General features: G+C 33.5%; 8 protein-coding genes and 1 tRNA gene. 7 read left to right on the top strand and 2 right to left on the bottom strand.

All coding sequences use genetic code 11. From position 1 onward, the window contains the following. Nucleotides 1-659 precede the first annotated feature (659 nt). Nucleotides 660-741: transfer RNA gene (locus VLC96_RS17585), tRNA-Leu, on the bottom strand. A gap of 109 nt (nucleotides 742-850) precedes the next feature. Here VLC96_RS17585 and VLC96_RS17580 point away from each other — a divergent pair. The 4 genes from VLC96_RS17580 (at nucleotide 851) to VLC96_RS17565 (ending at nucleotide 4,598) form a co-directional block, all read left to right on the top strand. Then, the gene (locus VLC96_RS17580) at nucleotides 851-2,239 is read left to right on the top strand and encodes a dipeptidase (protein ID WP_325265023.1); all 1,389 of its coding nucleotides are present in this window, start codon (nucleotides 851-853) and stop codon (nucleotides 2,237-2,239) included. 316 nt (nucleotides 2,240-2,555) lie between these two features. After that, a complete protein-coding gene (locus VLC96_RS17575; protein ID WP_325265021.1) occupies nucleotides 2,556-2,996 on the top strand; it encodes a toxin-antitoxin system YwqK family antitoxin in 441 nt (146 codons plus the stop codon). 22 nt (nucleotides 2,997-3,018) lie between these two features. Continuing rightward, nucleotides 3,019-3,390 (top strand): BlaI/MecI/CopY family transcriptional regulator, encoded by a 372-nt coding sequence (locus VLC96_RS17570; RefSeq protein ID WP_325265020.1) that lies wholly within the window; start codon nucleotides 3,019-3,021, stop codon nucleotides 3,388-3,390. After that, nucleotides 3,387-4,598, top strand: coding sequence for a M56 family metallopeptidase (locus VLC96_RS17565; RefSeq protein ID WP_325265018.1), 1,212 nt, complete (start codon nucleotides 3,387-3,389; stop codon nucleotides 4,596-4,598). The genes VLC96_RS17570 and VLC96_RS17565 overlap by 4 nt, the downstream gene beginning before the upstream one ends. 55 nt (nucleotides 4,599-4,653) lie before the next feature. Here VLC96_RS17565 and VLC96_RS17560 read toward each other — a convergent pair whose 3' ends face one another. Then, nucleotides 4,654-6,024, bottom strand: a complete 1,371-nt coding sequence (locus VLC96_RS17560) for a saccharopine dehydrogenase family protein (protein WP_325265016.1) — start codon at nucleotides 6,022-6,024, stop codon at nucleotides 4,654-4,656. Nucleotides 6,025-6,273: 249 nt separating this feature from the next. On the opposite strand from VLC96_RS17560, the gene VLC96_RS17555 reads away from it, so the two are divergent. The 3 genes from VLC96_RS17555 to VLC96_RS17545 all read left to right on the top strand — a co-directional run bounded on the left by VLC96_RS17555 (nucleotide 6,274) and on the right by VLC96_RS17545 (nucleotide 9,628). Beyond that, the gene (locus tag VLC96_RS17555; RefSeq protein ID WP_325265014.1) at nucleotides 6,274-6,675 is read left to right on the top strand and encodes a DUF423 domain-containing protein; all 402 of its coding nucleotides are present in this window, start codon (nucleotides 6,274-6,276) and stop codon (nucleotides 6,673-6,675) included. A 65-nt stretch (nucleotides 6,676-6,740) separates the two neighbouring features. Next, nucleotides 6,741-8,342, top strand: coding sequence for a phosphoenolpyruvate carboxykinase (ATP) (pckA, locus tag VLC96_RS17550; RefSeq protein WP_325265012.1), 1,602 nt, complete (start codon nucleotides 6,741-6,743; stop codon nucleotides 8,340-8,342). A 185-nt stretch (nucleotides 8,343-8,527) separates the two neighbouring features. Further along, entirely contained in the window at nucleotides 8,528-9,628 is a 1,101-nt protein-coding gene (locus VLC96_RS17545; protein WP_325265010.1) for a DUF4407 domain-containing protein, read from the top strand. Nucleotides 9,629-9,744 lie beyond the last annotated feature (116 nt).

Genomic DNA, 9,744 nt, shown 5'->3' with positions numbered 1-9,744 from the left:
GTCTGCGCTGTTGCGGGTGCAAAAGTAGACCCTTTTTTCGTTTTAACAATACCTTTTCACGTTTATTTTTGATTTATTTTTTAATCAACTGGTAACCTTGTCTTTACAAACACCTTTTTTGAGGTTTTTTTAATCTCGACACTTTTAAAGCCCGCTTAACCGCAATATTCGCAATGAAAAGACACCAACAAAGCGAAGTTTTTACATATTATTACAAGTGGTTTTTTCAAGTATACTCTCTTTTGTGGTTTGATTACCCAAAAATCCATTCGGATGTTTTTCTCCTATATATTATATGTCTTATTTTGGTCCTCATAAAGCACTACTACCCTAGCCCTGATGGCAGTGGAAAGCCTCGAGGAAATAAACCTATTTTTTCCCGAACTGCAAGAGCGACCAGCGGAAGCTCCTTGCAGGACGCCGGAAAAAAAGGTTTATGACGAAAGCTTGAAACGAACAGCAGGAAATAGCTCCTGATTATTTGAAATTCTTTTAATAGAAATGGAAAGCTTTTATTAGAAAAAATCTTCTTACTTAACCCCCAACTTTTGCACCTGATCCCATATTATGCTTTTCTAAATGGTTGGGCAGTAGTTGGGCAACTCTCAAAAAGCAAAAAACCCAAGTACCTAAAAATAAGATACTTGGGTTGTTTTTCGTGCGGATAATAGGACTCGAACCTACACGCCTTTCGGCACCAGATCCTAAGTCTGGCACGTCTACCAATTTCGCCATATCCGCTTAATTGTGGGTGCAAAGATAATCATAACTTCCAATTCTCAAAGGATTTTTTTAAAAAAAATATTCATTCTGTTTTTTGTATTTTTGGTTCTTATAAATTTTTTATTTAATGGAAGATATAAAACAATATGTTATAAAACACAAAGAACGGTTTATCAATGAGTTAATCGAACTATTAAAAATACCATCCGTAAGTGCAGACACCGCCTTTTCGCAAGATGTCCTTGATACTGCCGATGCGGTCAAAGAAAGTTTAGAGAAAGCTGGATGCGATTTTGTCGAAATTTGCGATACAGCAGGATACCCAATTGTATATGGAGAGAAAATAATCGACCCTAATTTACCCACTGTTTTGGTTTACGGACATTATGATGTGCAACCAGCCGACCCATTAGAATTGTGGACTTCACCACCATTTGAACCTATAATAAAAAACACAGAAATTCATCCCGAAGGAGCTATTTTTGCCAGAGGAGCCTGCGATGATAAAGGCCAAATGTTCATGCATGTGAAAGCCTTTGAATACATGATTCAGACTAACACTTTGCCTTGTAACGTGAAATTCATGATTGAAGGGGAGGAAGAAGTAGGTAGTGTTAACCTAAAAACATTTGTAGAAAACAATACTGAAAAACTGAAAAACGATGTGATTTTGATTTCAGACACCGGAATGATTTCTAATCAGCAACCCTCAATCACTACCGGTCTTCGAGGATTGAGTTATGTTGAGGTCGAAGTTACAGGTCCAAATCGGGATTTGCACTCCGGACTTTACGGTGGCGCTGTAGCCAACCCTATTAATATTTTATCCAAAATGATTGCTTCTTTGCATGATGAAAACAATCATATCACAATACCCGGGTTCTATGACAATGTCGAAGAATTGTCACTAGAAGAAAGGGCAGAAATGGCCAAAGCTCCTTTTAATCTTGACAATTATAAAAAAGCCTTAAATATTAATGATGTTTATGGCGAAAAAGGATATGTTACCAATGAACGAAACTCCATACGCCCAACATTGGATGTTAACGGAATTTGGGGTGGATATACCGGAGAAGGTGCCAAAACGGTTATTGCGAGCAAAGCTTTTGCCAAAATCTCGATGCGTTTAGTTCCAAATCAAGATTGGGAGGAGATTACAGAGCTTTTTACCAAGCATTTTATTAGTATTGCTCCAGCTGGAATTACCGTAAAAGTTACCCCTCATCACGGAGGACAAGGTTATGTTACCCCAATCGACAGTATTGGTTACAAAGCAGCAAATATGGCCTATACAGAAACTTTTGGTATACCGGCTATTCCGGTGCGTTCAGGAGGAAGTATTCCTATTGTCGCTTTGTTTGAGAAAGAATTAAAAAGTAAAACCATATTAATGGGCTTCGGTCTTGACAGTGATGCCATTCATTCGCCAAATGAACATTTCGGAATCTTCAATTACCTGAAAGGAATTGAAACCATTCCTTTGTTTTACAAGTATTTTGTGGAGCTTTCGAAGTAATTCACATATCAATACAATTCAAAATCCGTTCAGCAATGAGCGGATTTTTTTATGCCTTTCCCCAAAGGATTTTGGTTTTAAATGGGAGCTATTTCCTGCTATCCGTTGCAATCTTGTGTGCCGAACCCCGGCACATAAGGATTTCCACTTCTATCAGGGCTAGGCTTTTGGTTTTTGTAAGATATTGATGTTTTGATAATTACATTTCCATATGTAAGAATCATTTGCGTAAAAAAAAGAGCAAAAAGTTTGGCTGTATTAATTTTTATTCTACATTTGTAGAGTTAATTCTATTTTAGTAGAACAAAATAAATTTATGAGAAACTTATTCGTCATTTTATTCCTTACAATGGTTTTAATTGGATGTAAAACAACTCCAATTAATCAAAAAGAAAACAACAAAAAAGTAGGGCTTTGGATAGAAAAATATGAAATCGACACCATACAATGCAAATCGGTTGGGAAATATAAAAATGGGGAACCCGTAAAAAAATGGTTGAATTATACAGGCAATGCAATCAGCAAAAAAGAAGTTTACAGAAAAAACAAATGTATCATTACCAATTATAATCCAAACGGAACGATTCAATCCAAAGGAAAAACAAAACTAGTTGTCACAGGCCCAGAAATACACTGGTTTTATTATGGTGATTGGAAATACTTTGACGAAAACGGAATCCAAGTATCCACCAGGAAATATGAAAATGGCGAATTAATTTCGGATATAAAAACACCAATAGTCACAAAAAGCAAATAGACACAACTAAAAAATTTAAATCATGCAATTATCCAACTCCGAAGAACAATTAATGGAACACCTTTGGAGGCTTGAAAAAGCTTTCATGAAAGATTTACTCGAGGCGTATCCCGAACCAAAGCCAGCAACAACAACTGTTGCAACTCTTTTGAAAAGAATGATAGACAAGAAATTTGTTGCCTACAACGAATTTGGAAACTCACGGGAATATTACCCTTTGGTCAAAAAAACGGATTATTTCTCGAAACACGTCAACGGATTGATTAGCAATTTCTTCAACAATTCGGCATCACAATTTGCTTCGTTCTTTACAACTGAAACGAATTTATCGACTTCGGAATTAGAAGAACTTAAGAAAATAATAGATTCACAAATTCAAAAAAAGAAAAAATGACAATGTATCTTTTAAAATCAGGAATGCTGCTTTTAATCTTTTATACAGTGTATAAATTATGGTTAGAAAACGAAAAAATGTTTCGCTTTAATAGAGGGTATTTAATTATAAGCTTAGTTTTTAGCTTGATTATTCCTTTGCAGTTATTTTCATTTGGACCTTTTTTGGATAGCAATTTAAAGACAATTCAATTAGAAGAAATTATCCTTAGGACAAACAATGTCATTCAAAATAAGACAAGCAGTTACTATATCATAACTATGGTTTTAAGTATAATTTATGCTATAGGTGTGTTGTTATTAAGTATTCGTTTTGCTTTGAATTTATATTCATTCTATAAGAAATCGAAAAATAATAAAATTCAGTTTATTAATGGAGAAAAAGTAATTCTTATTAATGAATCTATTTTGCCTCATTCGTTTTGGAATACTATTTTTATTAGTCTTGATGATTATGAAAGTAATAAAATTCCATCCGAATTAATTGCTCATGAAAAAGCACATCTAACACAGAAGCATTCATTAGATATCCTTTTTATTGAAGTCTTGCAAATAATATTTTGGTTTAATCCGCTATTCATTTCATACAAAAAAGCCATTAAACTCAATCACGAATTCCTGGCGGATGAAGCAGTAAACAAGCAGTTTAATTCCGTTAGTTATTATCAAAATTTATTACTGAAAATAGCATCTAATAAAACTAATATCGCTCTAGCAAGTAATATTAATTACTTAATAACTAAGAAACGTTTTCTCATGATGGCAAAAAAACAATCGCCTGTAAAAAATATTTTCAAAATGTTTGCAGTAGGGATGATTTATAGCATATTATTGTTTGTTTTTAATACTAAAACTTTTGCACAAGAATCTACTAACAATGATTTAGAAGTAAATAAAAAAACAAACAGCGCAATTAAACAACCCGAATATCCTGGCGGAAATATTGAATTTTACAAATTTGTTGGAATGCATTTTAAATTACCTGTTGAAGCCACCCAAGACAAAGTGGAAGGCAAAATATTAATTAAATTTATGGTAGAAAAAGATGGTTCACTTTCTAATTTTAAAATAGAAAAAGATTTAGGATACGGGTTAGCCGAGAAAGCTATTGGAGTTATAAAACTTTCGCCTAAATGGATTCCAGGTTCAGAAAATGGAAAACCAGTTCGTGTAGAATATAGTTTGCCAATAACTATTCAATCAAAGTAATTGTTAAAAAAATCCGCTTCTTAAACGGAAGCGGATAAATAAAAAACAAAAAAAATTAACTAAAAACTTTATCAGGATTATATCCAACATAAGGCATTGTTTGTTCATTAAACACAACACCATATTCTTCTAACTCCTTTAAAATTGGAAGATAGACTTCTTTGCGAATCGGGAGCTGCACTCCAGGAGTTGTAATTTTCCCGTTCAAAATCAACAAAGTCGCCATAGCAACAGGCAATCCAACAGTTTTTGCCATTGCGGTATAGGTTTGATCTTCGCCAATGCAAACCATTTTGGAATCTATTTGTTTTTCTTCGCCGTTAAGAACATATCCAAACTTGTGATACATCACAATCATGTCCTTATCGTTCGGTTTTAAAGTCCAACTATCGCTGAGTATTTTTTCAAGAATTTGTGCTGGTGTGGCGTTTTTTAATCCTATTTTTTTATTGTCATTAAATAAATCCAATTCCAAAAGTTTGTCCCACATAATGTCGTCTTGATCAATCTTTAGAATCAAACGCATTTTAATTTCAACAGAATCGGTTGGGTGGTAGGGCAGGAATGAATTCACAAATTGGCGGTAACTCATATTTTCGGAGTCCTCCATAATGTAACTATCATCGGTCATTCCTAATTGCACAAACATATTCCAAGCTTTAGAAAAACCAATCCTTCGGATAGTTCCTCTGTATAAAGTAAGTACATCATCTAGTCCGTAAACACTTCTGTATTTAAGCGAATCTCTATTAGAATAAGCTTCAAACTTCCCATAACCTTCTACTTCCAAAAACTCGGTTCGGCGAAACAAATTCACATACGGAATGTATTTATAAGTTCCTTCCTGAATAAATTTAGCTGTTCCGCCTTGGCCAGCAAGCACTACATTACGAGGAGCCCAAGTAAATTTATAATTCCATAAATTATCATCTGATTCTGGTGCTACAAGACCTCCGCAAAAAGATTCAAACAGGAGCATTTTCCCTCCTTGTTCTTTAATTTCATCAATTACTTTCATGGCGCTCATGTGGTCAATTCCTGGGTCGAGACCAATTTCATTCATGAAGATTAAATTATTGGCTTTTGCAGCTTCGTTTAGTTCCTGCATCGCATCACTTATATACGATGCGGTTACCAAATGTTTTTTATAAACCAAACAATCCCTTGCCACTTCTATATGTAAATGAGCGGGCAACATCGAAATAACAATCTCCGATTTTTGGATTGCCTCTTTTCTTTGATTTTCATCAAAAATATCTAAAGCAATTGCAGTCGCATTTGGATGATTTTTAGTTTTTTTTTGTGCCAAAGCCAAAGATAAATCTCCAATAATAAGATTCAGATTTTCCGAAACTGATTTGTTCAAAAGATACTGTATCAAAGATGAAGCTGATCTTCCTGCTCCTATAATTAGAATTGTTCTCATAAGTTGATTGTTTTCACAAACATGAACTTTTTAAGTTTAATAATGATAAATTTACAACAAAAATGAATTCCATTGTTGTATTTGTAACAAGTATTTTAATTTTTTTTAGATTAAGTATTAGATTTTATTTTCAAATAAAAATGTAAGCTAAATTAATTATTTAAAAAAAAACTACTGTAAAGGCATATAAAAAATCTTTCAGTTTAAAATTATATAAGATACTTTTGCAATACTTTAAATGATAAAAAAATGGAGAAGAAAATAGTTTCTACGGCCGCAGTTTTGGGAATGATAGCGATAATTTTAGGTGCATTTGGTGCTCATGGTTTGAAACAAGTGTTAACAATCGAACAGCTAAATACATTTGAAACTGGAGTTAAATACCAAATGTATCATGCGTTGTTTTTATTGTTTGTTGGAACTACACCATTAATCAATCGAAAGTTAAAAAATACGATTTATAATTGTACTCTTATTGGAGTTGTTTTTTTCTCTGGCTCGATTTATCTTTTAGCGACCAATTCCTTGACCCCAATAGATTTTAAAGTAATAGGTTTTATCACACCCATTGGAGGACTGTTTCTTATTATTTCATGGTTTTTAGTGTTTTTTGACTTAATAAAGCCTCAAAAAAATAAAAATAAATCTTAATCTAGTTATAAAAAAAAATTATATTTTTGCGTTGAAATAAGAAACCCTCACGCAAAATTATTTTTATGGACAACTACGCTTTAATTACGAAATCGATTTCGTTAAAAAATTTAGGAATCGAAAATGCAAAAATTCGGTATCAGCTAAGTCCTACTGAACTGCACGAAATAACCATTCAATCAGGACAAGGCTTTGAGAACAACACAGGCGCGTTAGCCATAAACACTGGAGAATTTACTGGTCGCTCTCCGCAAGACAGGTTCATCGTTAAAGACAATATAACTGAAGGTAAAGTATGGTGGGGAAAAGTAAATATTCCTTTTGAACCTAATGCATTCGAATCACTTCTTAAAAAAGTTACCGCATACTTATCAAACAAAGAAATTTTTGTCAGAGATGCTTACGTTTGTGCCGATCCCAATTATAAATTGAATGTACGCGTTGTTACAGAAACCGCTTGGGCTAATCTATTTTGCCACAATATGTTTTTGAGATTAACTAATGAAGAATTAGAAAATTTCACTCCCGAATGGACCGTAATTTGTGTTCCGGAGTTTCAAGCAGACCCTGAAGTTGATGGAACTCGACAAAGTAATTTTGCCATCCTTGATTTCACTAAAAAGATCGCTTTAATTGGTGGAACAGGTTATACAGGCGAAATGAAAAAAGGAATTTTTTCAGCATTAAATTTCATTCTGCCGGTTTTCAAAAATACTTTACCAATGCATTGTAGTGCTAATGTTGGTGAAAACGGAGATACTGCACTATTCTTTGGATTATCTGGAACTGGGAAAACCACTTTGTCTGCAGATCCAGAAAGAAAACTAATTGGCGATGATGAGCATGGGTGGACCAATGAAAATACGATTTTTAATTTTGAAGGAGGTTGTTATGCTAAAGTAATAAACCTCACCGAAGAAAATGAACCAGACATTTTCAGAGCTATTAAAAAAGGAGCTATTCTTGAAAATGTGGTTTTCAAAAAGGGAACAAACGAAGTTGATTTTGAAGATATTTCTATTACTCAAAATACTCGAGTTAGTTACCCAATTGAACATATTGACAATATCCAACCTTGCTCAATTGGTAAAAACCCAAAAAATATTTTCTTCTTAACGGCTGATGCCTACGGTATTTTACCACCAATATCTAAATTAACAGCTGGTCAAGCGGCGTATCATTTTATATCTGGATATACTGCAAAAGTTGCAGGAACAGAAGCTGGAGTTACCGAGCCTCAACCTAATTTTTCAGCTTGTTTTGGTGCTCCATTCATGCCTTTGCATCCAACAAAATATGCTGAAATGTTGAGCCAAAAAATGAAGGAAGCTAACGTAAAAGTTTGGCTAATCAACACTGGATGGACAGGAGGCGCTTACGGCACAGGAAGTCGAATGAAATTGAAATACACTCGAGCGATGATTACTGCAGCGTTGAAAGGACAATTAGATTCAGTTGAATTCAAGAATCATGACGTATTTGGAATTGCAATTCCACAATCTTGTCCGGAAGTTCCCAGCGAAATTTTAAATCCCAGAAACACTTGGGAAAACCCAAAATTATACGACACAAAAGCAATCGAATTGGCCCATAAATTCGAGGCTAATTTTGCTCAATTTAAAGAATTTGCCAATGCTGAAATATTAGCAGGCGCACCAATAATATAATAAAGGAAATTACTAATTCAAATTTGAAAGAGCTGTTCTTTACGGAATAGCTTTTTTTGTACCCTTCTATAAAAATTAATCTTTCAAAACGCTTAAACAAAAACAAATCAATATTTTAACTTACTTATTGATTTTTCATTCTTAAATTTGTACCAATCAAATCATCAATCAAAAATCAATCAATCATGTTAAAACAATTTTTCATCCTGTGTTCAGGCGCTGACAAACCGTTACTCGACGGTTGCTCCGAAGGCGAACAAACCAAATATGTTGGTATTGGCGCTACAGTATTTTTTACAGCCGTTATGGCTTTTATTGCTAGTGCTTATGCTCTTTTCACTGTTTTCGACAATGTTCTTCCCGCACTACTTTTTGGACTCGTTTGGAGTTTACTCATTTTTAATCTGGATCGTTTTATTGTTTCTACCATTCGAAAAAGAAATAATTTTGCTGCTGAATTTTTACAAGCTACTCCGCGAATTATTTTAGCGATTATTATTGCTATCGTAATTTCAAAACCATTGGAAATCAAAATCTTTGAAAAGGAAATCAATACCGTTTTATTGAAAGAAAAAAATGCAATGGCTTTGAATAATAAAAAGGAAGTTGCTAGTTTTTTCAAATCAGATTTGGACAAAAACAAAGGTGATATCGCAAGTCTTAAAGCAGAAATTACCAATAAAGAAAAAGAATTAAACACACTTTATCAAGCTTATATTCAAGAAGCCGAAGGAACTGCAGGAACTAAGAAAATGGGTAAAGGTCCTATTTTTAAAGAAAAAATTGCCAAATACAATATAGCTTCCGGAGAACTTGATACAATCCGAAAAAACAATTTGGCCAAAATTGCTGTTCTGGAAAAAAGCTCCAAAACATTGCAAACCGATCTAGACAAAAAAGTAACCGAAACTCAACCAATCATTGATGGGTTTGACGGTTTGATGGCACGAATCAATGCGTTGAATAAATTGCCTTGGATCCCTTCTTTCTTTATAATGCTATTATTTTTAGCCATTGAAACTTCTCCAATTATTGCCAAATTATTATCTCCAAAAGGAGAATATGATTTTAAATTAGAAGATTTAGAAACGGCTCTCAAAGCCACTTTGGAACAAAATAAACACCAACGTGAATTGTTGGTAAAAACTAATGCTTCGATGCATGATAAAGTGTATGCAGATATTGCTGAGGATAAAAAATTATATGATTTACAACGCAAAAATGCTGAAGAATTATTAGCATTACAATCCAATGGATTTGTGGATAGACAAAAGCAAACCCTTTAGTCAAAACCAAATTTCAATTGCTGAGGTTGACTTTTTTTTATACAAAAGAATTATTACAATTTAAAAAAAAGAGTTATTTTTTACTTCTAAAATGTTGTTAAAAAACAATCGAAGAA

Source organism: Flavobacterium sp. (genome assembly GCF_035456085.1).
Classification (GTDB): domain Bacteria; phylum Bacteroidota; class Bacteroidia; order Flavobacteriales; family Flavobacteriaceae; genus Flavobacterium.
Note: the sequence above shows the minus strand (reverse complement) of the source record. Positions and strands in the feature narration are given on the sequence as shown.

What these genes read in the sequence shown, in the direction of transcription:
- pckA (WP_325265012.1), top strand. Translation starts at nt 6,741, where the DNA reads ATGGACAACTACGCTTTAATTACGAAATCGATTTCGTTAAAAAATTTA.
- VLC96_RS17580 (WP_325265023.1), top strand. Translation starts at nt 851, where the DNA reads ATGGAAGATATAAAACAATATGTTATAAAACACAAAGAACGGTTTATC.
- VLC96_RS17560 (WP_325265016.1), bottom strand. Translation starts at nt 6,024, where the DNA reads ATGAGAACAATTCTAATTATAGGAGCAGGAAGATCAGCTTCATCTTTG.
- VLC96_RS17555 (WP_325265014.1), top strand. Translation starts at nt 6,274, where the DNA reads ATGGAGAAGAAAATAGTTTCTACGGCCGCAGTTTTGGGAATGATAGCG.
- VLC96_RS17575 (WP_325265021.1), top strand. Translation starts at nt 2,556, where the DNA reads ATGAGAAACTTATTCGTCATTTTATTCCTTACAATGGTTTTAATTGGA.
- VLC96_RS17545 (WP_325265010.1), top strand. Translation starts at nt 8,528, where the DNA reads ATGTTAAAACAATTTTTCATCCTGTGTTCAGGCGCTGACAAACCGTTA.
- VLC96_RS17565 (WP_325265018.1), top strand. Translation starts at nt 3,387, where the DNA reads ATGACAATGTATCTTTTAAAATCAGGAATGCTGCTTTTAATCTTTTAT.
- VLC96_RS17570 (WP_325265020.1), top strand. Translation starts at nt 3,019, where the DNA reads ATGCAATTATCCAACTCCGAAGAACAATTAATGGAACACCTTTGGAGG.